General features: G+C 47.0%; 19 protein-coding genes. 11 read left to right on the top strand and 8 right to left on the bottom strand.

Translation table 11 applies throughout. The features are described 5' to 3' along the window. Positions 1 to 114: 114 nt before the first annotated feature. Together B9N89_RS23625 and B9N89_RS23620 are read left to right on the top strand one after the other, a co-directional pair. Complete coding sequence (locus tag B9N89_RS23625) at positions 115 to 1,587, top strand: sensor histidine kinase (RefSeq protein ID WP_132323341.1); 1,473 nt, start codon at positions 115 to 117, stop codon at positions 1,585 to 1,587. A gap of 165 nt (positions 1,588 to 1,752) precedes the next feature. Then, entirely contained in the window at positions 1,753 to 3,027 is a 1,275-nt protein-coding gene (locus B9N89_RS23620; RefSeq protein ID WP_132323339.1) for an alpha/beta fold hydrolase, read from the top strand. A 214-nt stretch (positions 3,028 to 3,241) separates the two neighbouring features. Here the strand turns inward: B9N89_RS23620 and B9N89_RS23615 are convergent, their stop codons facing one another. Next, a complete protein-coding gene (locus B9N89_RS23615; protein ID WP_132323337.1) occupies positions 3,242 to 3,448 on the bottom strand; it encodes a DUF2905 domain-containing protein in 207 nt (68 codons plus the stop codon). 168 nt (positions 3,449 to 3,616) lie between these two features. On the opposite strand from B9N89_RS23615, the gene B9N89_RS23610 reads away from it, so the two are divergent. Continuing rightward, positions 3,617 to 4,327: a type 2 periplasmic-binding domain-containing protein gene (locus B9N89_RS23610; RefSeq protein ID WP_132323335.1), complete on the top strand. Its 711-nt coding sequence runs from the start codon at positions 3,617 to 3,619 to the stop codon at positions 4,325 to 4,327. 31 nt (positions 4,328 to 4,358) lie between these two features. On the opposite strand, the gene B9N89_RS23605 is transcribed toward B9N89_RS23610, so the two are convergent. Continuing rightward, positions 4,359 to 5,396 carry a glycosyltransferase family 2 protein gene (locus tag B9N89_RS23605; protein WP_132323333.1) on the bottom strand — a complete coding sequence of 346 codons (1,038 nt, stop codon included), beginning with the start codon at positions 5,394 to 5,396 and terminating at the stop codon, positions 4,359 to 4,361. 98 nt (positions 5,397 to 5,494) lie between these two features. Next, complete coding sequence (locus B9N89_RS23600; protein ID WP_143478257.1) at positions 5,495 to 9,259, bottom strand: fibronectin type III domain-containing protein; 3,765 nt, start codon at positions 9,257 to 9,259, stop codon at positions 5,495 to 5,497. A gap of 219 nt (positions 9,260 to 9,478) precedes the next feature. Between B9N89_RS23600 and B9N89_RS23595 the strand changes: the two genes are divergently transcribed. The 7 genes from B9N89_RS23595 (at position 9,479) to B9N89_RS23565 (ending at position 17,577) form a co-directional block, all read left to right on the top strand. Continuing rightward, entirely contained in the window at positions 9,479 to 10,165 is a 687-nt protein-coding gene (locus B9N89_RS23595) for a tetratricopeptide repeat protein (RefSeq protein WP_132323329.1), read from the top strand. After that, positions 10,162 to 10,947: a motility protein A gene (locus B9N89_RS23590; protein ID WP_132323327.1), complete on the top strand. Its 786-nt coding sequence runs from the start codon at positions 10,162 to 10,164 to the stop codon at positions 10,945 to 10,947. Before B9N89_RS23595 ends, B9N89_RS23590 begins: the two co-directional genes overlap by 4 nt. Further along, positions 10,944 to 11,984, top strand: coding sequence for a flagellar motor protein MotB (locus tag B9N89_RS23585; RefSeq protein WP_132323325.1), 1,041 nt, complete (start codon positions 10,944 to 10,946; stop codon positions 11,982 to 11,984). The genes B9N89_RS23590 and B9N89_RS23585 overlap by 4 nt, the downstream gene beginning before the upstream one ends. Continuing rightward, on the top strand, positions 11,981 to 13,678 hold the full coding sequence (locus B9N89_RS23580; protein ID WP_143478256.1) for a hypothetical protein: 1,698 nt from the start codon (positions 11,981 to 11,983) through the stop codon (positions 13,676 to 13,678). Before B9N89_RS23585 ends, B9N89_RS23580 begins: the two co-directional genes overlap by 4 nt. Further along, positions 13,659 to 14,210: a hypothetical protein gene (locus tag B9N89_RS23575; protein ID WP_132323321.1), complete on the top strand. Its 552-nt coding sequence runs from the start codon at positions 13,659 to 13,661 to the stop codon at positions 14,208 to 14,210. Before B9N89_RS23580 ends, B9N89_RS23575 begins: the two co-directional genes overlap by 20 nt. Positions 14,211 to 14,391: 181 nt before the next feature. Next, positions 14,392 to 15,492 carry a pentapeptide repeat-containing protein gene (locus tag B9N89_RS23570; protein WP_132323319.1) on the top strand — a complete coding sequence of 367 codons (1,101 nt, stop codon included), beginning with the start codon at positions 14,392 to 14,394 and terminating at the stop codon, positions 15,490 to 15,492. Positions 15,493 to 15,654: 162 nt separating this feature from the next. After that, positions 15,655 to 17,577: a glycosyltransferase family 39 protein gene (locus B9N89_RS23565; protein WP_132323317.1), complete on the top strand. Its 1,923-nt coding sequence runs from the start codon at positions 15,655 to 15,657 to the stop codon at positions 17,575 to 17,577. Positions 17,578 to 17,632: 55 nt separating this feature from the next. On the opposite strand, the gene B9N89_RS23560 is transcribed toward B9N89_RS23565, so the two are convergent. Then, positions 17,633 to 18,829, bottom strand: a complete 1,197-nt coding sequence (locus B9N89_RS23560) for an alkaline phosphatase PhoX (protein ID WP_132323315.1) — start codon at positions 18,827 to 18,829, stop codon at positions 17,633 to 17,635. A 357-nt stretch (positions 18,830 to 19,186) separates the two neighbouring features. On the opposite strand from B9N89_RS23560, the gene B9N89_RS23555 reads away from it, so the two are divergent. Then, a complete protein-coding gene (locus B9N89_RS23555; protein WP_132323313.1) occupies positions 19,187 to 19,642 on the top strand; it encodes a hypothetical protein in 456 nt (151 codons plus the stop codon). Here B9N89_RS23555 and B9N89_RS23550 read toward each other — a convergent pair whose 3' ends face one another. The 4 genes from B9N89_RS23550 to B9N89_RS23535 form a co-directional block, all read right to left on the bottom strand. Further along, positions 19,643 to 20,107, bottom strand: a complete 465-nt coding sequence (locus tag B9N89_RS23550; RefSeq protein ID WP_132323311.1) for a M23 family metallopeptidase — start codon at positions 20,105 to 20,107, stop codon at positions 19,643 to 19,645. After that, on the bottom strand, positions 20,104 to 21,063 hold the full coding sequence (locus tag B9N89_RS23545; protein ID WP_159455592.1) for an SDR family oxidoreductase: 960 nt from the start codon (positions 21,061 to 21,063) through the stop codon (positions 20,104 to 20,106). Before B9N89_RS23545 ends, B9N89_RS23550 begins: the two co-directional genes overlap by 4 nt. 78 nt (positions 21,064 to 21,141) lie before the next feature. Then, the gene (locus B9N89_RS23540; RefSeq protein WP_132323307.1) at positions 21,142 to 21,423 is read right to left on the bottom strand and encodes a hypothetical protein; all 282 of its coding nucleotides are present in this window, start codon (positions 21,421 to 21,423) and stop codon (positions 21,142 to 21,144) included. 99 nt (positions 21,424 to 21,522) lie between these two features. Then, entirely contained in the window at positions 21,523 to 21,891 is a 369-nt protein-coding gene (locus B9N89_RS23535; RefSeq protein ID WP_132323305.1) for a response regulator, read from the bottom strand. Positions 21,892 to 22,418: the final 527 nt, after the last annotated feature.

Genomic DNA, 22,418 nt, shown 5'->3' with positions numbered 1-22,418 from the left:
GTTAGTCTATGAGACTAGCAATCTTATCGAGTCTTGTAGTATCTTATTTAGCTACTATTGAGTCATTGTTAGCACTGCTAAGTAAACGCTTTTCACTAGCTAAGGGATTTTACAATGAAGTTGCGCAACAAGTTAATGATGCTTGCTATTCTCCCCATTGGGCTAGTAATTTTTAGTATCGCTCTCCTTGGACAAAGACTTTACCAAAGTCACTTAGCGATCGAACGATATGTAGAGATACAAACTAACAAGCAGGAAATTATAACTAGTATCTTGCGCTACTGGGGATATGGCCACGGAATCCACCACTTCAAGAATTACGTTCTTCGCGGTGATGATTGGTATCGTAGTCAGGCATTGTTAGACTTGGCTAAGGTCGAAGACCTTATCGATCAATACATGGCTTACGAGGAACTAAGTCTGGAAGAAAAGCAGGCTATGATCGTACTCCGTTCTACTGTAAGTGCTTATAAAGAAAATATTTCATTAGCACAAAAGGCTCTCGAAGAGAGTCGCTCAATTCGAAAAATAGACCTTTTGGTAAAGATTGATGATGGTCCTGCTATTGAGAGCTTTAAGATGTTTAATGACTATTTTCGCAAGACCAAACAAGATGCCTTACAAAACTATCTTGATGCTAAAAACGATTTTCTTTCGACTTCTATCATCACCATCGTACTGATTCTAGGGGTTACTTTCTATACCAGTCGCTGGTTTTCGCGGTCTATGATCAAGTCTTTCAATGAGCTGGTTCAAATATGTCGGCAGATCAAATCAGGGCGATTCCGCGCTAAAGATTTGGAGGCACCTACAGCTGAAACCACTACAGATGAGATTAAGTATTTGAGGCACAACTTTATTGCAATGGGGCGAGCCCTCGAAGAGTCGTTTTCTAGGCTAAAGAAATCAAATCAAGACTTAAGCAATTTCGCCTATATTGCCTCTCACGATTTGAAAGAACCGATCAAAAAAATAGCTAATTCATCAGACTTACTCTATTTAGAGCTTGAGCGTAATTTGGATTCGGAGTCAAAACAATACTTCGATGTGATTCAAAGTTCCACGAAACACATGCTTTCTCTTTTGGATAACGTTCTCGATTACTCTGAACTCAGATCCCAAAAATTTGAACCAGAGAACGTCGATCTAAACGAAGCCATCAGTCTCTGCCAATCCGATTTAGAACTTGCTATACAATCCACTGGTGCCCACATAGAATTAGAAAATCTACCAAGGGTAAAGGGAAATCCAGTTCTGCTTCGGACGATGTTTAGAAACTTGCTTTCGAATGCCTTGCAGTTTAGACGTAAGGGCTCCATTCCCAAAATCACGATTTCTGCCAAACCGACCAAGCAAGGACGCTGGGTGATTAGTGTCGAAGACAATGGCATTGGCTTCAGCATGAAGTATCGGGATAAGATTCTTAAACCATTCGGAAGGGCGCACTCTCGTGAGCAAGCACCAGGCAATGGTATCGGTTTAGCCTCAAGTCAAAGAATCGCAGAGCTTCATCACAGTCAACTTCAGGTCTATAGTATGGAAGGAGTCGGCTCGACATTTTCTGTAGAGCTTGAGGAGGCCTCATGATGTCATAAGTTCTCTCAAAGCTCTGCCTAGAAACGGATTAAAATGAAGTTCTAGCGAGAGTCAAATTTGACTAAAAATAAAGATTTTCATCCCTAGCTGGATTCGCTAGGATCGCTCCTGCACCACAAGGTTGCCAAGACGACATAAATCTTTAAGGAGCGAGCATTGCACGCCTACAGCATTCCTGGCTTTGATATTAAAAATCACAGATTTAAAGTTCCACTCAATCATGATGATAAAGCAAATACTGACTTGATCGAGGTCTTTGTGCGGGAGTTGACCTCCATAAAAAATCGTGGCAAAGACTTGCCAGCGATTGTCTACTTCCAAGGAGGACCGGGATTCGAAGCGTATCGCCCTAAGTCTGCCAGCTTTGTCGATATTCTGGCTGAGGACTACCGAGTTTTACTACTCGATCAGCGCGGAACCGGGCTCAGCACCCCCTTCGATCTTTTCCTCTATAAGGGTGACCAGGCTCATGAGCTAGCTCAATATCTAAGTAACTTCCGAGCTGATCAAATCATCCGCGATGCTGAGCATATCCGCCGCGAGATGGGAATCTCTAAATGGAGTGTTTTAGGGCAGTCCTACGGCGGATTCTGCATCCTCTCTTATCTTTCGTATTTTCCAGACAGTATTAAAGAGGCCTTTATTACAGGTGGTATTCCTCCGGCTTTGAGGACCCCAAAAGAGGTCTACCAGGCGACGCATAAACGAGCTCTATTTCGAAATCAACAGTACTTCCAGCGATTTCCTCAGGATCAACTCCTTTGCCAAAAGATCGTAAAGGTCCTTGCGGATCGTGAGGTGTACCTCCCTGATGGCAGTCGCTTGTCTCCTGAAAGGTTTCAGCAGTTGGGTTTTGCGCTGATCGGTGCTAGCTGGGAGTCACTGCACTACATTTTAGAGATGGCCTTTCCAGACGAGCGATTTGAGACTCCAAGCCTTAAATTCTTGCACAGAGTTCAAGCGCAAACAAATATCTTTGAAGAAAATCCAATTTACGCGATCCTGCATGAGTCAATCTATTGTCAGGGGCAAGGGAGTCGATGGGCTGCTTGGCAGGTGAGACAGGAATTTCCTGAGTTCGATGCTATCAACCATAAAGATTTTAATTTCACCGGGGAAGTGATCTATCCCTTCATGTTCGATCAGTACCAGAAACTTGCTCCATTCAAAGAAGTTGCCGATATTTTAGCGGCTAAAGACGACTGGCCACCACTTTACGATGTGGAAACGCTCAAACAATGCCAAGTGCCGTCCGCGGCAGCGGTTTATGAATACGATATAGCGGTGGAACGTGAATTCTCTTTGGAGATTGCTAATCTGATCCCCGGAATGAAGGTTTGGTGCACAAATGAATACGAGCACGATGGGCTTCGAGTCGATACAAAACGGATTCTCAAGCGGCTTCGGGATATGTGCCAAGGTCTTATATAAAAGTATTTCAAGTTGAATTCTCGGCTAGGCGACATGTAGCGAGCGAGGAGACAGTACGTGTTGGGTACGGTGACGAGCGAGTGACAAAGTCAACAACGCCGAGGCTTCAAATCGACTAGGCATTAGTTGCAGTAAAAAGCTGTGGAGACTGTGATCGTTCGACAGAACCGGACGGTCACATCTAGTATGCAGGAGCTAGGTGTCATCTATGGCATCAGAAAATCTTGCGAAATAGATACAGCAATAGGCTAAGAGCAACGCTTACGATAATAGATGTTGTAATGGGAATATAGAGCTTGAAGTTACCTGACTGATGGCTGATATCCCCAGGAAGCTGACCAAGCCCCCAGTTCTTGCCAAAGTGCATGACAAGTCCGACAAGAATCAGGATACATCCCGCTGTGATCATGAGTTTAGCCATAGGTTTCCTCTTCAATCTTCAATATAAACCATATTTTCTAAGGTTTGTAGCCTGCCTACCCGGAGAAATCAATAGAAGAGACATGGGTGTTATTAATAGGGAGATACCCATGGTCACGGTGCCTTATCCTGGCTATAATAAGGAAAGTCAATTCTCTAGAGCAACGCTATGGTTAGTTTCAATCGAGTTTGCATTGCAGTTATAATTCTTCACCTGGTTGGCTTCTCGCCTGTTCTTAGTGCCAGTAATAAAAAGAAATTGACTCTTACCGTATTCGACATGTCAAGCAGTCGAATGGGATTTGAGAGGCTAGAGAAGGCCTACAGAAATTTGGGCATTGAACTTAGCAAAGTTGATCTTCCTGCTGATAGATCCATTCGGTCTGTCAATGCCGGTACATACGATGGCGAAGCCGTGAGAGTGAAAGTGAAGGCAAGTGACTACCCGAATCTCATCCAAGTGCCCACACCTATCTTAGAAGGTGGGTTCTATGTCTATAAAAGAAAGGGTTTTCCTTTTGATCCTAAAAAAGAAAAAACTGTAACAGTTGGTGTGCAGCGAGGAGTCTTGGCGGTTAAGTACTTACCTCCTAACTACAAGATTGGCTATCAAGTTTCCCTTTTGGAGCAGCTATTTAAGATGTTGGATATTAAGCGAGTAAACCTGATCTATGCCGACGAGGTATCTGCTGATGTCGAGATAAAAAAGCTTGGGATGGATGAAAAGGTGGAACGGATTGATCCTCCCATTGCTAGGGTCTATGGCTATCACTACTTGAATAAACGACATCATGAGCTGGTGCCATTGATTGACGAACAAATCAAGATCCTCAATCGGACCGAGAATCACCCCTACGCGCCGAAGGCTCCTCGGGGGTAGTCTTTCTATCGGAGTAGGCTCGGGATATTAGCTATGCGAAATCCTGAGGTAAATGAGATTTGGGATAGTCGCGCATCAGAGGGACGCTAAGGTTCTCTTCAGGGTTAGTTGTGCGCTCGTTGCTGAGCGCACGATCGCTAAGTATCTGGCTTACTAAATACAGTGGTCGGCCTCGAACCTCATCATAGACCCGGGAAAGGTATTCTCCTAGGACTCCGATGAGAAACATATGCAAGCCCCCAAGGAAGCACATCAATACTGCAAGTGTAGCCCAGCCGCTGATATAGGTTTCAAGGCTGAGAGTCTTGGCGATGATAATCCAGGTCCCGTACAAAAATGAGATAAAGGCCACAGCCAGACCTACAGAGACGCATAGCTTTAATGGAATGCTAGAGAAACTGACGATGGCGTCAAAGGCAAGGTTGAGCATCTTTAAAAACGGATACTTTGTCTCTCCTGCAAATCGAGCCTCTCGATCGTAGTACACCTCAGCCTGCCGATATCCGAGCCAAGAAAAGAGGCCGCGAATATAGCGATTCTTTTCCCTAAGCTTGCGGAAAGATAAAAGAACCTTACGGTCTACCAAGCGAAAGTCAGCAGAGTTTACGGGGGCTTCAATGGACGCCAGCTTCCGTAGAATATGGTAGAAGGCGATAGCACTATACTTCTTGAAGATTGTATCTACGTCGCGGCTCCGACGGACGGCATAGACAAGCTCGTTGCCCTCCTGCCATTTTTTTACTAGGTCAAAAATAACTTCAGGAGGGTCCTGAAGGTCGGCGTCCATGGTGACAATCGCCTCACCTCGTGCGTAATCTAGACCTGCCGTGAGGGCCATCTGGTGACCAAAGTTTCGCGAGAGGCTGAGGGCATGGAATCGCGGATCACGTTCGTGAATGGCCCTCATCATGGGAAAACTACGATCACGAGACCCATCGTCTACCAATATCACCTCAGCGGGGCCGTCTAATTGATCAATCACCTTACTGACGCGTTCGTAGAGTTTATTAAGACTTTCTTCCTCGTTGTATACGGGGATTACAAGAGAGTATCGAATCGCGGTCGGCATGAGGGCGCCCCTTCTGGTGTATTCTGTCACAAACGGACAGATTATACAGGGGGCTGGCGTCCGTCAACAGCAAGCATGGGTTGAGCTTGAACGATCGATCAGTCCTTCTTAATGATAGTCAGTTGTGCTGGATCGACAACAATCACGGATTTGCTGGTATCCGCCTCACCGACTACACGCAGGGTATACACATCACTGGCTTGAACCCCTTGTAAGAAGTATGTCATAGTGCCTGAGCTGTGATAGTGCTGATGGAGACGCATGTAATGATTTTTAACCTCGGCACCTGTCACAGCGGTTGCTCCCTTATACAGCATGACCTTTGGGTTGACCCGCTTCGAGCCACTGGTGGTTTTCTGTACCGACTGCAAGGCATCATTGTAAATAAGCAAGTAGTCGCCACCTTGAGCGAATGTGATCTGCTGCTCGTTAGTGGCGTTGTCGTGACTAAAGTATGTGGCATCCTTGAAACCGTTGGTTGTATCCCAATCGATTTGAGCGAGGCTAGACGGGTTCCACTCGGTGCTACCGCCCAAGGTCGTGGCATAGGCTTGGAAAGCCCTCGTGCTGAGGTCAAGTTTCTCGATGAAAATGGAGGCCGATTCACCACCAGGTATCGTGACTGAGTTGGTGACACCTGTGTAGGTGGAGTCGCGGAAAGTACGGACTGTAAGCTCTCGATTCGTCGTTGTTGTTTGCACGATGCCTGTCCATTGCACCGAAGTGCGATTGTTTCCGGAGTTTCCTGCGTCCGTGGCCGCCCGCATATAGCTATGAGTGGCCCGGCCCTGAATTTCGGTTGCTTCTCCTAAAACCTCGACCACCACAGTGGGTGAAGCACGCTGCCCCGTGGATGTCATGGGGAGGTTGACGGTAACAAAATAGTAGCCAGCCCCATCCAAGGTAATCCGGCTGCCGAGGTTGGCATGGGTGTATCCTGCTGTATTGAAGCTGCTAAAGTCATTCACGTTCCACTTCAGTTCATGCCCAAAGCGCTGACCATCGCTATCGATGTCGTTGCTATTGTTATTGAGTTCACCGCTGCCGTCGGTGTTTGTGGTGGCATACGCCCCAAAAACAGTTCGCGAGGCAGGATCAATGTGTTCCGCGTAGAGGCTGGCAACGTTACTAAACTCAACAAAGCTTGATTCCGCTGAAGCATTCGAGGTATTACCACCCTTGTAAGCGATGGCGTAAATTTCGTCGTCCACGCTTAGGGCAGGGGTAATGATCGTCATGTGTGCTGAGGACTCCGCATGGCCATCGCTATCACGGATATAAGTAGCTTCAGCCAAGGCTCCGGTCACTTGATACGCGCCAGCGTCTCCTGGAGCTCCATTGATGTAGATTGTGAACCGGCTTGCGACCCGAACCCCATCGTTTTTAGAATCTTTCGACACCGGTACCGTAAGTGCCAGCAGATAGTGCCCAGCCTTCTTAACCGTGATGAAACTGTTGTTGGCAGTGAATGAGAATGTGGTGGCATCAAAGCGGCCATCGTACCACCGTAGAGCGACATCAGCATCGGGGTTCACACGTGATGGATCTGCTACGTCATCCGTATCGCGAGACTTAAACCAACCAACGTTGTTGGCAATGGAATAGTGAGTGTAGCTGACCGAATTTGCCGAACATGATGTGGTGTTGCCAACATCGTCTACTGCTACAACATAAAAGGTGTTGGCGCTATCAGCCGCAGCTGCCACAGATATACTGAAATTTCCTGTGGTGTTTGCGGCCGCACTTAGGGTTCCGACCTGGCCAGTACAATCGTTATTCGTATAGACGTAGACGTCAACCCCTGTTTCTGTGACACCATCGACTGTCGGGCTGGCAACGTTTGCGGGACTCACCGGTGTTGTTCCTGATAGAGTCAATGGTGAGGGTGCTGTGGAATCCTCTGTGAAACTTACTGATGTTGCCGAGCAAGCAGAATAGTTATTGATTGCATTCACAGTCTTTCCATGGATGGTATAGGAACCATTCTCAGGGACTGTGACCTGAATACTGAAGTTGCCGGCGCCATCAACGCTGCCGCTGCCTACTTGGGTCGAGCAGGTATTATCGCTGTAGAGAACCACCGTGAGGTTGGCTGTTCCCGTTCCGGTTACCGTTGGTGTGTTAGAAGATGATCTGGCGCTGGAGATGCCACTGATTGTCGGTTGATCTGGAGTCCCCTGATTGATTGTTCCAGAAAACACAGCTTTAGAACTCGCGCCGTAAGGATCTGTGGCAACGATCTCAAACTCGTAGGTATTGCCGATTTCAGCATGGAGTGGTTTCCAGTTGCCGAAAACACCTGCGGTGGAAGAGAAGGATGGGTTGCCGCCACCTTCGTTCACGAGTGCAGTACATGCTCCCAGGCCCGTTCCCACAGTGCCGTTGATAGACTTATCGTAGCGACAAGTATAGGTTAGTGCATCGTAGTCCTCATCAAAGTCCGAGTTGGTGTTGGCATCTTGAGCGTCTAGGGTTGTGATAGCCTCGCCGCTGTAGAAGGTTGATGCCGTCAGTGCCCCCAGCAGAGGCGATTTATTCGCTAGGGTAGTGGTGTTTGAGTCAGCAGTGTTGGAGTCTTGATTCCCAAAGACATCGGTAGCCTTAACTCGGAACGTATAAGCTGTTGAAGGACTCAATTCGTCCACTTCTACTGATGTGACGCTGCCTCCAGAATTGACAATGGTACGGTTGTAAACGAGGCTGCTACCGCTCACTTGGAACACAATAAACGATGCAGCAGTTGCTGACGCGTCCCAATTGAGCGTGACGCGATTGTGATAAATATCAGAAATTGACTGCAAGCCATCAAAGGTGAGTGGGCTTACACCGGTTCCCGATAATCCAAGAACACTTTGCAGAGCCTCGCCTCCCACAGTGGAGGCGTAAGAAACTGTAAGCGATGCTGGTAAAAGCCCTGGACCTTGGGGCGAAAATGAGATGGTGATGGTGCAGGAGGCACCAGCTTCGAATGCTGTTGGTGATCTGGGACAGTTATCGCTCACTTTGCTGTAGTGAGTGCCTAAGCTACCAAAACTTGAGATATAAATGGGCATGCTTGTGGAGTTTGTCGCTGTGATGGTCGTCGTTTCGGAACCCGTGTAGGCCTGAACGAAGCTAAAGTCGTAAGAAACGGGATCAAAAACAATGGCCGAGTTACCGACTACACTGGACGCGCCCGACGTTGGGTCGAGAACGGTCCAGGTTTGCTCGGTGATATCGATTCCATCGGAAACCTTGGCTGTGATGGTGTCATTTATTGGGGCAGAGCAATCCATTTCGAGGAGTGCTCGACTTCTTTCCTCATCCGTGTCAACCAAGACTGAACTATCTAAAGGAATTTCGTTTCGTTCCCATTCGACGCTTACCGGGTCCGCGTCTAGGTCAGTGAACGCCACGTTGAACAAGAGGGTGTCGGAGCTACAATCGAACGTGTAAGTATTGGTTTCAGGGCTCTGGTTGCTAAGCGAAGGGGGGTTATTGCGAATGATTCGAAATGTATGTTCGTCTGTGGCGGAACCGTTGGATGCCTCTATGGAGAAGCTGTGCTCGCCAGCACTGACTAGGGTACCGGAGAGGTTGTAAAAGGGGCTCGATCCTGCGCCTAAGGTCTCTCCATCCAATCGGTAGCTATAGATAACATCTTCGTCGCCTCCCCCTACAAGATTAACTCCGAAAGTCGTAGTGCCATTGGCAGCGAGTCGGATGACGGAGTCTTGTGGGTAGTAAGATTGGATCGAGACGTCACCGCTGGTGATTCCGAAGTAAGCCTCCTCTTCGAGCGTAGCGAAGCCTTCACCATCCCCACAGCCAGAAAGGGCTGTTAGGGTCAGAAAACCTAAGATGGCAAGACTCGGGTGCTTCATGTTAAATCCTAAGCTTTTATTCCACGCTTTTTCACCATCGACAATTCTACTGATTTCGTGACCAAAGATTTCTTCAGAGGCGAATTCTACCTGCGAGTATCGGTAACTAACTATAATAATTATATATTGCTGAGTAACTATTTTTTCTTTCAAGAGGAAAAACGGCTATTTATTGAAAGCTTGTGGTAGCGAGATGTAAAGATTCAACGAATTCGAACGATGAATCATCCTAGACGTAAAAAATCATTGAGTGCTATTTTGCGAACTTTGCTAGGATACATGATTGCGATCTTGCTCTCGGCCTGTACGGTGACCGGATCGTTGAACGTAACCTCGCAGCCTGTCGCTAGCACGGTGACTGTTAAAGACCCGAGGGGCAATATTAAAGAAACAGGACAGGCACCGCTCAATGTTAGTCTTAGTCAGCAAGTGTTCTCCCAAGACGACTTTCTCATCGTTGAGGTGGATTTGGATGGCTACGAAGAGCAACGGTTTGTCATTCCCAAGACATTTTTTGCCTCTGACCACGCGATCAATGTGACTCTAGCTAAGGAAGCTAAGTTAAACAACGAGCTTTCAGGTAAGACTATTGATCAATGTGAAAAGATCTCGAAAAAAAGTCTTACTGACCTTAGTAAAGGAGTCGCGATCGCGCAGGCAAACCTTTTGAAGGGTGATCTTCAGGTGGCCAGTGTCCAGATCAGCAATCTCATTTCAACCTTTCCATTCGTCAGTGTTTTATATGACTTACAAGGTAATATCTTTTATTTACAAAGGCAGTTTAGTCAAGCGTTGGCCTCTTATGAAAAGTCACTGGCTCTGGACCAGGAGAACGTAGAAACAGCAATTATGGTCAAGAAACTAAGGCAGATAACTGGCCAAGCCACTGAAGAGGTAGGACCATGACTTATATATTAGGGTCCATGCTAGCCTTTGCCTTTCTTCGTTTAAGCCTGTTCTTCTTAGATCAGAACTTTGCGATGTATTTCGACGATGTAGCTCTGACGATGGTACTTGGTGGAACTCTTGCTGTCGGTATTATCTCAGCCCCTTGGCAGTGCTGGGGCTACTTTGTCACCAGCCTTAAGGGAGTCCTCTTTGGGTTACAGCGAGCGGAACGACGCTTTATTGAAGAGGCATTGGTATTTGTTCGCAATCCCCAAGCCTACCGGAAAGACAAGCCGAAGACCATTGCTGATGAGATATATCTCGATGGAAAAGAGTTGCTGGAACTACAATTCACCCCTGAAGATATTCAAACCATTCTAGGAGAACGATTACACCAGCTTGTAAATAAGCGGGATATGGTCTCAGCATTCTTTTTAAACCTCGCCAAGTATCCACCAGCCTTTGGACTTGTGGGAACAGTCCTTGGCTTGGTGAACTTGATGCGTGCTATCACCGAAGGTCTTGATCCCGCTCAAACTGGCGTAAAGATGGCCCTTGCACTGGTAGCGACACTCTACGGCTTGTTGTTTGCAAACTTCATCATATCACCCTTTGCAGAAGCGCTTGAGAAACAGGTTGATAAAGAGAGGTTCCAGGGAGAAATTGCCATGCAAGCCGTGCTCTTGTGCGCAGAAGGTGTGGATCTCCTCAAGTCACAAGAGATGCTTAACTCCTTCCTACCGAAGCGTAAGCGTGTGAATATTCTCGACGATGCGATATCGGAGGAGATGAGCGCATGAAACCGATCGTTCGTGGCAAACAAAAAGAGCGCAAAGTTAGTGAGGGCACATGGTTTATTAGCTATGGTGACATGATCACGCTACTACTGGGCTTCTTCGTACTATTTTTTAGTATTGAACCACCTAAAAAGGGAAATACCTTACTCGCTGAATCTCTGCTAGCGACAATGGAAGAGCTTGATAAGGAGCTTCCAACCCAGGCGACGAAAGATGTTGGGGATACTGTTTTAAGCTCTGCGGAGGCGGAGGAAGAGTCTCTTCTTGCCGCAGCTGTGATGAAGGCGGAGGGGCAGGACTTGGTTTCTTCTGAAGGTGAGCAAGCCATGGAACAACGAGGAGGTGCGCAGGAGATTCCCCAGCACGAGGCTGATCCTATTAAGGATGAACCTTCTCTAGGTGAGCATCTGATGGAGATCCTCAATAAAGTTATTCCTATTAAACACGAGGGGCAGGGGCAGTTTGCTGCCAAGAAGCCGCCTCAACAGAAGCGTGTCAGTAACGAATCTCTGCAATCTCTTCAGGGTCAGTCACTTAAGGAAAAAGGAACTCCTACTGGCTCTGAACCCGTCGCCACTGATGATAGTGGTCATAGAAAAAATATTATCAAGCTCCAGGCTTTGCAAGCAGAAGCCTTCAAGATGGATGATCGGATTTTTATTATGTTCCCGACCATCTCATTTTTTGGTAGTGCCAGTACCAAGCTTACCAAAGAGGGGTTTGAGGCTATCGAGAAATTTGCTGGAGTATATCTCCCCTTTGCAGGCAAGACTCGGTTGAACATCGTAGGTTTTGCGGATCAGCGGCCAGTGATGGCAGCCAAGTATCACTTTCGCGACAATTTGGAACTTTCTGTTCTGCGCGCAGTGAGCGCTCAGCGAGTCCTAGCAAAAGTTGGGATACCTACCCAGCGAGTTAGACTCATGGGACACGGTATAAACGAAAAGCTGCTAAAGGGGGAAGACCCTCAGTCACGAGAGGAGCGATTAGCACTTGCTAGAAAAATCATGTTTATTATCGAACCGGTGCAAAACCTATGATGGCATTTAGGCGAAATATCCTTCTTTTTGCTTTGACTCTGCTTTGGCAAGGTCAAACGACCAAGCATCCTAAAGTTGCAGAAGTCGAAGCTCATTTGAGCCAGAAAACTATCGACTTCGTAAAAAATCGTTTTCCTGGTGTACCGGTGCTTGTCAACCTAACTGTGACACCTCTACGAAGGAGTCAATCGGAACTTAATTCCGTGTTGGGCCAGAACGAACTGCCGTACTATAGCATGACTGGGGTGCAGATTAAGGATGAATGGGATGATCCCAATAAAGGGGTCCACGATCTTCTTCCTCGAATTCAGAGAGTTGCTATTCGGATTACCATGCCTCAATATGTATCTGACGAGGAGTTGTTCGAACTCAGGGAGTCTCTATTTTCGAATCTTAATATTATACCTGGCAGAGATACCATAGAGTTCAACCGAAAGAACTGGCAGAAGCGCTCTATCATTTCCTGGGAACTGGTTGCCTTGATCCTAAGTTCATTGCTGATCTTGTCGATCGGTGGGATGATCGTAGCCCGTATTATTGGTGGTAAAATCGAATCAGGGCTTAGCAAATCGAGTGGCAAGCAAGAAGCGCCGCCACCTCCGGTACCGCAGCCTCAGTTGAATAATCAGCAGGCGCCTGCAGCTAACAAGAGTGGCTCTGGGCAGATGTCGTCGGGGATGCAATTCAATGATACGATGAAGATTGCAGAGAAGTTGGAAGAAACCTTAAGACGCATTGAGAAAGACGATGCATTCCCAACCCTGGATGATATGATCGATTTTGAGGACCTAGCACAGAAAGATCCGAAGTTTCTAGGAACTATAATCCAAGAAATGTCAAAGGACTTACAAGAGAAAATTTTTCAAAGAGGGACCAGTCCCAAGTGGCTTGAAACCTTTTTTGAACAAGCTCCTCTTGATATTGAACACTATAACTTTGCCCTGAAACTAACCTATCGTAAGCGTAGCCCAGAACATATTCTTTGGGACGAGCTTTTGATTGCCCTGTGGCGTTTAGGAGATGGCTTAAAAGAGATTGTGAAGGGGATGGAGCAGCGGGATGCCTTAGGAATTCTCGCGTGGATGCCAACTACAGTTTCGGTACCTACAGCCCGGGAAAGTTTTCCTGGTGGTTGGGGGATCTTATTGAAGCATGACTTTAAGCCACCGCCCATGAAGCCTGAGCAGATTCAGCCCATATTGGATCGATGTTTGGAACTAAAACCATACTTCGATCTAGGGATGCTGGATCAGTATCAGCATGAGCGAGGGCTGCTTAAGTTCTTGCGGGTCTGTACCCTAGATGAAGAAAGAGATATCTATAAAGCTTCCAAGCCAGATGCTAGCATTCATGTTTTGAGGCCTCCATTCTATCCAATCTTCGATGCTGAAGACGAAGATCTTGAGAAACTGGCCAATGCTGTTTCGGCTCAAAACTGGGGTGTAGCTTTATTTAACATCAATCGCAGTCTGCGCTCTGGTATTACAAAACACCTCAGTAAAGCCAAGAACTATATCTTGATCGAAACTTTGAAAACTTGTGATCATGACGGTATTGCGATCGAGGAAGTCTGGCAGATGAGAGAGCGTGTTGCGGTCACGTTTAAACAGCTCATCATTGACAACAAAGTCATTGAAACAGGGTCTGATGGCAAACCCCAGGAAGGCGACGTGGATGGACCGAAGGTGGCTTAAAGTTGCGGTACTAGCCGTCTCCCTATTCAGTGCGCCTCTGCGAGCTGAAATAGGGGCTACTCTGGGCTACTTTAATATTAAAAGCACTACGTCTGCTGGAGATACAAACCTCGCAAATCTGGGGCATTTTCGTCTTGTCTACGAGATTCCCTTTATGAACCGCTTTTCAGTCAAGCCTTCCTATTCCTTATATTTACTTGGGATAGACTCGTCTGATATTGGCTATGGTTTTGATCTTGAGTTTAACTATTATCCATTTACTTTCAATCGTCCCATGAAGCTTGGGCAAAATAGCCTGAATTTTATGAGTGCTGAAAAGCTAAGGCCTTTTGTAGGCTTATCGTTTCACCAGAGGCAGTATCAATCGATCCAATCTAATTATGCAGGCATTGGTATTACGTTTGGAGCCCAGTATCAGTATTCTAGGGAGTTTCGATTCGTATCCGGGCTAACTGTTATTTCCATGAAGGGACCCTTGGATTCAGCCTTAAGTGAGCAGCAACTCTATTTCGGAACTATTATCGAACTTTGAATCTTTCTTATAGTATGAATGTAAGACCCTACCTTAAGTTATTGTGAGCCTTAGAGCCTATCAAGGAAATCATTGAAATTTATACGGTGAAATCAGTAGTTAAGAAGTTTAGATGAACATCACTCCTTGAGTTTCCGATATCTTTACAAGCACACACATAAACGCATGCTATAGGAAAATCATGTTTTTAAAAATCATCCGTGCCGGATTTCTCATCGGATACCTTGGGATTTTCATTCAGGCCTGTGATTCTAAGGGCTTCCAAAGCCGTCCTGAAGAACAGCAGGAGCTTGACACTGAAGGTTCCATAAAGATAAGCGAGCCAATCGATGAAGGCGATACTGTCTCTATTCCTGCAAATATCTCAGGAACCTATCTTTCTGCGACCGTCACCTCAGATGAAACCGGGTCAACGCTGGCCATCGACCTCCTAGAGGGCGGGACAAAGGATCTTGTTGAGCTAGCGCCAGGAGACACGGTGCAATGGCAATGGAACTCACAGGCAGACATTGTCTCCACCGAAGGGCAAGGAAGCGCGCAGTTCTTTGTGAAATTTGTTAGCACCAATGGTCGCTTGCCAGAGATCTTAAATACCATCGTATCTTATCAGCTCGACCAGCCGAGCCAGAACCGTGTGGAATCTGAATCGATAACAGTATCGAGTCTTTTAGAAATGGGGCGCTTTGATAGTGGCTTGTTGCTGATCACCCCATTTAATCTCAGAGTAGAGGTTGAAACCAGGCACAATCTTACTCCGGGAAATAAGTTTGTCCTCGTTCGGGGTGAAGGCACTGAGCCGCCGGAAGAGCCCCGCCTTGGTACTATTTTGAATCGGGTGAGTTTAGACCAAGGGCCTGTAGACTTGGGAGAGAGCCGAAATTTTGTTGATGATCCTCTCCTGCCGGATCAAATATATACCTATCAGCTATGGGAAATGAGCCCTGATGGCTTGAGCTTCCTCCTTGGTGAGTGGAAAACAAGGACCGGCTCTAGTGTGAACGAGACCTTTGATGGCATGACTTTGTCAGAGTTTGCATTCTTTAACTCTCGCTTCGAACGGAGCAGTTTTCGAGCCGCCAACCTTAGCCGCTCAAATCTAGCCAGGTCGGACCTTTCCGACACGGATCTCACGGCTGCGAATTTTAGTTATGTCAACTTGAGATATGCTAACTTAACTGGAGCAGACCTAAACTCCGTAAATCTCAGTGGTGCGGACCTATCATTTGTTACTTGGGTTGATGGTCGGACCTGCGCTGAGGGATCGATCGGCTCCTGTCTCTAAGTGTGTCGCTTCCTAAACACTTTCCCAAGGGGGCCTTACACACAGTAAGGTTCCCGTGTTAGCCTGCTATCTTCCAAAGAATATCTAGAAAATTATGAAACATTCCGCTATGCCTTAGTAATGAGACGTTTTGAACAGTGATTGTGGGAAAGGACCCCTTTTATGGCAGAAAATAGTGATCCTCGTGATGGTGGGCGTAGTGTCTTGTCTTGGCTTTTTGGAGCCCTCGCCCTGGGGATGGTGGCATACTTTGGGGCGCAGGGAGCCTTGCAGATGATGAGCCTGGACGGCTGGGGAGAGCGACCAGCTGCCTGGGACCAAGCTGTCCATGCACTAGACGCAATCCATTTCGCAAAAGCTTTTCAAGAATTGGACATCCACCAGTTTTTCCTACAGATTCATAACAGCGCTCTTTGGCCGCCCGTGGTACCCCTTTTACAGTCCATGTACCTCTTGTTCACAGACCTTAGCATTGCCAGTGCCCGCAGCTCAGTAGCACTATTCTCGATCTTGGCTGTCATCATGATTTTCTTTGCAGGCCTTCGTTTGGATCGTAAGTGGGGGATTGGTATCGGGTTACTATCTGCGGGAGCCTTGATGGTGAGCCCAGCCTTTCTCGATTACTCGATTCAAGTAATGCTTGAAGTTCCAGGTATTGCTTTGACCTTGCTTACATTTATTCTCTATAGCCGCTACCTGGATAGAGAAGATCCAAAATACTGGAATCAGGCTGTTATATCAGCAACTGTCTTGTTCTTTGCAAAGTTCAACTACGCGATCATGATCTTCTTGCCGATGTTAGCGTGTGAGTTCTTTCGCAAAGCTAGCTTTCGTAAGCCAATAGCTGATGCTGTATTCTACTTAGTCGACCACATTCGCTGGAAGCATCCGTTCTCGATTTTTGTTTACTGCTATACTGCTTTCCTTACCTACGTTCACTTTGTAGGGATTCGCTTTGAGCTTGCCGGCCATATTGTTATGATCGAGAAGGTGTTTGGCAATCCTCTGTACTTCCTCATCCTAACAATCATCATTCGGATGCTGATGTTTCAGCGTAACGAACTCAAGCACTACTGGTCAAAACTTTGGAATGCACCTGACCAACTGCGCCCGGTATTTCGCTATTTTATCTTACCGGCCATTCTATGGATGTCCTATCCACCATTCTTTTCAACGTTCTTTATCTTTCTGTTTAGTGAATCAACTCGCAAGCAGTCGTTCTTTTCAAGTGAAACCCTCACTTTTTATCCTAGCTCTTTTATAAACTTTTACAGTGCGACGCCCCTGCTAGGCTATTTGATGGTCGCTGGAGTTCTTCTGACATTGTTTAGCTGGCGCAAGCTGCCTGTGAAAATCAAGTTTTTGCTTGGCATTGTGATCTTTAATTTGATTTTGGTCTTAAGCCATCCCAACTATCAAGAGCGCTACCTACTGACAGTTGCCCCCTTCCTATTTCTTACTGGCGCCTTCGGCCTTTCTTTACTTTTCCATCCATTGCTTAAGTTTTGGTCCACAGGGGCACCTTGGGTGGCTCGTATCGCCGGCTTTGCTAGTTTTGCAATCTTAGTGCTTCAGGTTGGGGTCAATCGCGATTACCTACAGAAGCGTTTCTACTTCTATACTATCGAACCAAGCTTCAAGCAATTTGCTGAGCAGATCTGTCATCACACCTACAAAGCAGAGACAAATGCCATTGTTGGCTTAAGTAGCTTCCTCAATCCTGCGGCTATTGCCATGACCTGCTACGACGTTCACTCTGACACCAAACGTCGTCAACTTCCAACAACCATGACTCGCAATGGTTTCCATGGCTATCAAGATGGAGGGCGCGTGGTTGCCTCAGGAAAAATTGGCCAGTACTTTGTAGCCGACTATACAAACATGAAGTTCGATGTGGGGAGGAAGCAGGAGGCATACCTTCTACCGGGTGCTCGTCAGGCTTTGCCGCAATCTAACTTATACCAGTACATAGAAACAATTGAGCACCAAGATAGTGGTCTTACCCTAGCTGTTTACCGCAGGGCTCCAGAGGGATCTGATAAACCCATCTCGAAAGATGTGGGGCAGGAAGAAAAGAGACTATAAACTCAAGTGGTAGGGTGCAGGTTCAAAACTGACCTGCACCTCTTTTTTAATCCTTCTAGCCAAACTTGCCTAGAATTTCGTAGGTAGCTCCATCCCGTCGTGTGCCACCACGCTGAGAACTAAAGTACATCCGATCACCACTTGGGGTGATTGCCGGGCCGGTAATTTCAGAATAACTCTCATTAACTATTTGCAGAAGTGGATAGACATCTCCATAAGGCCCGAGGACCACGATCTGCATATCGCCGCCATCTTCTGCAACAAGAACATGACCATCGCTGGTTACGGTAACATTGTCTACACCACTTAGGATGGGGTTTGAAGAGCTGCGTCGATCGTAGGTGATTCCGATAGTGCGGCTTTGGATGTTGTAGCGCCAGACGCGATTATCACCTTTCGTGGTGAAATAAACATCACCATCATGATACCAGATGCCTTCTCCGCCATCAAACTCCGTAGCGCTACGTACCTGGTAGCGAGTGGCCGTTTGGCGACTGCTGGGGTTGGGGTTTGAAATCTCGGCCCAGTCGACGTTTCCGCGACCATCGACGATAGCAACTTCAAGAAGCCCTTGATCCAAGTTCATCACACCATTGGAAATGGAGCTGGGGGTGTAGCGATAGAAGCAACCATCACCGGTATCTTCCGTGAGGTACGCTTGGTTGGCTGCAGGGTCGATGGCAACAGCTTCATGCTTAAAGGTTCCAAGACCTCGACGTAAGCTAGCGCCGCGACCAAATACATCGCATTCATAGACTTGGCCGCGACTGGTTTCTTCGCAGGATAACCAGGTTCCCCAAGGAGTGGGACCGCCTGCACAGTTACGATCGGTGCCACTCAAAATAGAGTAGGCATCGATGAGATCACCTTTGCCATTAAACCTTAGGGCTCCCGCCCCCCCATTGGAACTTGTTTCCGAGTTTGATGTATAGATCCAGCCTCCATCAGAAACTCCAAACACAGCGCCTCCGTCCGGAGCATCGTGCCAACGGTAGCCGGTAGACGAACCATCGTCCCGACGAACTGTGGAGCCTGAGTTTGCTACTTGCCGGGATGTGAAGCCTTCAGGTAAGCGAATGCCATTGCTGTCAGGGCGTTGTAATGCGCCGATGGATTTCAGTGATGCAGTTTCAAACCATGGGTTTGCTGATGCCATTGAAGTGAAAGTGGTTCCAAGGCTCAACACGCCCATGGATGATACTGATCCAGACAGAAAACTGCGACGATCCAAAGACGAGCGATTATCGTTCATGAGACAATCCTTTGTAGTGGCGATTTGAATGATTGCCACACTGTAAAGATGATTTGTAAAGAGAATATGATGGGACAGTATAAATCCTTCGAAGATCCTGTCGAGCCTATTTAGAAAAAATGAATCGCGATTTTGGGTAGGTGCGTTGAACACCCGTCAGCAGTCTCTCAAACTTTACTGCCCAGTAACAATAAAACCCCCACCATGCAGTATTGAGTGGTATCTAAATCCACCGTAACAGTGTCCTAGAGGTTACACCTATGGAGAAAAGTCTAGAGCAGACTGGATAAACTCACAATTGTTTCAAAGACATGGCTTGGTAGGTTCATTGCATGTTTCACAGCGAGGAGGTGACATATGCAAAAAATCATTCTGCTTTTTGTCATGATGTTTTTAAGTAGTTCTACTGTTGCGTCAGTCAAGCAAGGAACTATGGTCTTAGCTAAAAACTCGCTACGAGCGGTAGGAAAGGCTCACTACACGATTGACAGTAGAGGTCAACTCACGGTTCGGGGGAAGGCTAAATCTTGGTTGGTTGGAACTTATCGCTTTGATGATAGTTATGAAGTCGATCCCACTTCCTTACTGTCAGAGCGCTATATGATCTTACACGAAAGCATTGCTTTCGATGGCTTGACTCTGAGGGTTGTTGAGGTCAATGCTGATGAGGGTTTTGCTAAAGCAAAGGGTCTATCTAAAAATGGATGGGTCACATTTCAGTTTGACATCAAAGGGACTATCGTAGATTTGATGGCAGTCCACTTTGAAGCATCAATGATGCCCATCCGTTTAAACTTAAAGAAAGTCTCGTAGTCAACGAAGTGGAGTAGGGAGTACATTCAGGGGATTGATAGGGCCGTTGTGAGGATCCCGAATTTCTAGATGCAGATGGGCGCTGCTTGCGTTCCCTGTTTGTCCAACGAACCCTATGGTATCTCCTTTGTTAATATCTTGATCCATTGCAACGTTGATTTCTTTTAGGTGGCCATACAATACCTGATAATGATCCTGTTGAATGATCACTAATTTACCGTAGCCTTTTTGAATACCGGAAAATACGACCACTCCATCACCGATGGCTAATACAGGAGTTCCTGCTGGAGCCTGAAGATCGATACCCTTATGTCTTGTCCAAAGGCTACGAAAGCTGTTGTACTTTGACGAAACCACAAAGTCTTCCAGTGGCCAGATAAATGATGGTGTCATCAGCCAGCGAAAAATCAGCAATCCTAGGATGAGGGCGAGGTAGAGTAAGATACCTCGCCGGGGTGTTATCACGTACTAGCACCCACCAGTCGCGCAGTTTCTTCGTAAAGTTTGGCTGCTGCTCCCTGGTCATTCGCATGCTCATTGGGTGAGGTCAGTGGCCAACCCCCTTTGTTGAGACGAGGGTTGCGATAGGTGCCGGTTTGACTAAAGTAAGCGCCGTTATGCTGCTTGATGTCATCTGCTAGCAGGCAATGGAGTGTTGTTTGAGCGCCTTCCCATGGCTCGATCATTCCCATCAGCCGAAAGATTGGCTTTAGAATTATATTCTGAACCCAAAGAGGCATGGAGTGTTTGGCGAGGTTGGTTCGAACCCAACCAGGGTGCACGCTCACCGCGATCACATCTGTTCCTTGCAAGCGTTTGGCAAGTTCTTTGGCATGGAGCAAGTTTGCTAATTTGGATTGGGCATAAGCCTCCCATCCATTGTAAGAGGCTTTCTCGAAATTTAGATCATCAAAATGTATAAAGCCTGTTTTTCCCATGGCCTTGTCATGAAAGCAGCTGGATACGTTGACGATCCGCGCGGGGCTCGACTTTTTCAGGGTGTCGAGAAGCAGGTGGCTTAGAAGGAAATGACCGCAGTGGTTGATTCCAAATTGCATTTCGAAGCCATCTTTAGTGCGGGAAAGCGGCGTGTTCATAACCCCGGCGTTATTCACAAGGCCGTGAAGTTGATCGTAGTGGCTGAGAAACTCCTTCACAAAGGAGCGAACGGAGCTGAGATCTCCCAAGTCCAAGCTCAGTGCGCGCATGTTCGCCTTCGGTAGGCCTTGTGCAGCAAGTTGGGCGATTTCTTTTTCAGCCTCTTCCGTCCGCCGACAGGCGAATACAACTTGTCCGTTTTGCTTTGCCAGCTGCTGGGCTGTAACAAGGCCAATTCCCGAGTTTGCACCAGTAACAATATAGACTTGCTTGCTGAGGTCTTTTTTAAAAAGGCTTGGGTCACACATCAAAGGTTTTGCCATCGCGTACTCCATTGCTCCAGAGTTTATGCCAAGGAAAGCACTCCCAAATAAGATGGTCGTGCTTTCGCTTATCCCAGACTATGGTGCACAATGATATTCGGCAACTACTTTAGTTTTGCTGCTGCTACTACCAAAGCTTCTTTCGAAACCGATCACCGAAAAAGGCCCGAAAACCTGATTGGTTTCACCATAAATGCGGTGTGGGTCGCAGTGGGAGCCGCTTTGGTACAATTGAGATTCCCTTTCTAAGACCGGACCAAGCTCTTCGTGGGGGCCAGAGTAGGACCTTGCACTCATGGAAGATTGATGGGCACAGCCGACTAGGCTTAAACCGACGACGAGTGAGGAGAAGAATTTCATGATGAACCTCTAGTCAAAATCCTCATACAATCCATTGCTCGGATTCTGGACGCGAAGCTTTAGGTACTTCGCTAGCCACCTAGAAATCTTAGCAAAAATCTAAAACTTCGTGTTCAAAGAATACTCGATTGCCTTTTTCATGTTGTCTAGCGATAAAGGCTTATGAACCCAACAGGTTGCTCCCAGATCCTGGGCCCGGCCGACGATGCTATCGCGATCATCTTGCGAAAGGAGTATGCTTCTGGTGCTGCGACCCTGCTTACGATACTCTTCTAAAACCGATAATCCATCGATATGATTGAGGGTATGGTCGACAATTACCAGATCTATCTGGTGGCCATCAGAACTCAGAAGCTCCATACCGTGCTTCGCGGAATGGGCAACCTCGCAGTCCCACCCTTGGTGGCGGAGAAGATACTCTACTACGGTGCAGATCGTGGGGCTGTCGTCTATAATCAGAGCTTTCATGATACACGTATCCTTTGAGGTTGGTGTTCAATTACAGCTGCCATCGGTGGGAATTTTAGAACAATGAAAGGAAATTTTTAGCACAGAATAGGGACCACGAATTGATGGTTTAGAAGCATTCTGGTTTTGTTAATTTGGGTGACTTGGAGCACGGCTAAGCTCTACCATCCTTCCAAACCTCGGGCATCCGATGATAAGATCTCGATAATACTAATCTCTGTGTTGGTCTTGGGTATACTTGCAAAGTAGGTCCTCATTGACTCAAACGCACTAATGGTCTGGAGATAGCAAGTTCACGGGAGTCAATTTCTTCCGTAGAAGGGTAACGAAAAGGACATCCCTAGAAAGCATTTGCGGACGCACTAAGCTCTATGACTCAGATATTTTCTTTACTCTAACTTTACCTCTCACAATTACAAAAATAATACAAATGACCAAAATCATTTCCAGGTAAGCGATTTGTCCCTGAAGATACCCCTTCGAAGGGATACTTCGCACTAAGGGGGCTTCCGCTTATGCCTCAGCTC

The organism is Pseudobacteriovorax antillogorgiicola (assembly GCF_900177345.1).
Taxonomy (GTDB): domain Bacteria; phylum Bdellovibrionota_B; class Oligoflexia; order Oligoflexales; family Oligoflexaceae; genus Pseudobacteriovorax; species Pseudobacteriovorax antillogorgiicola.
Note: the sequence above shows the minus strand (reverse complement) of the source record. Positions and strands in the feature narration are given on the sequence as shown.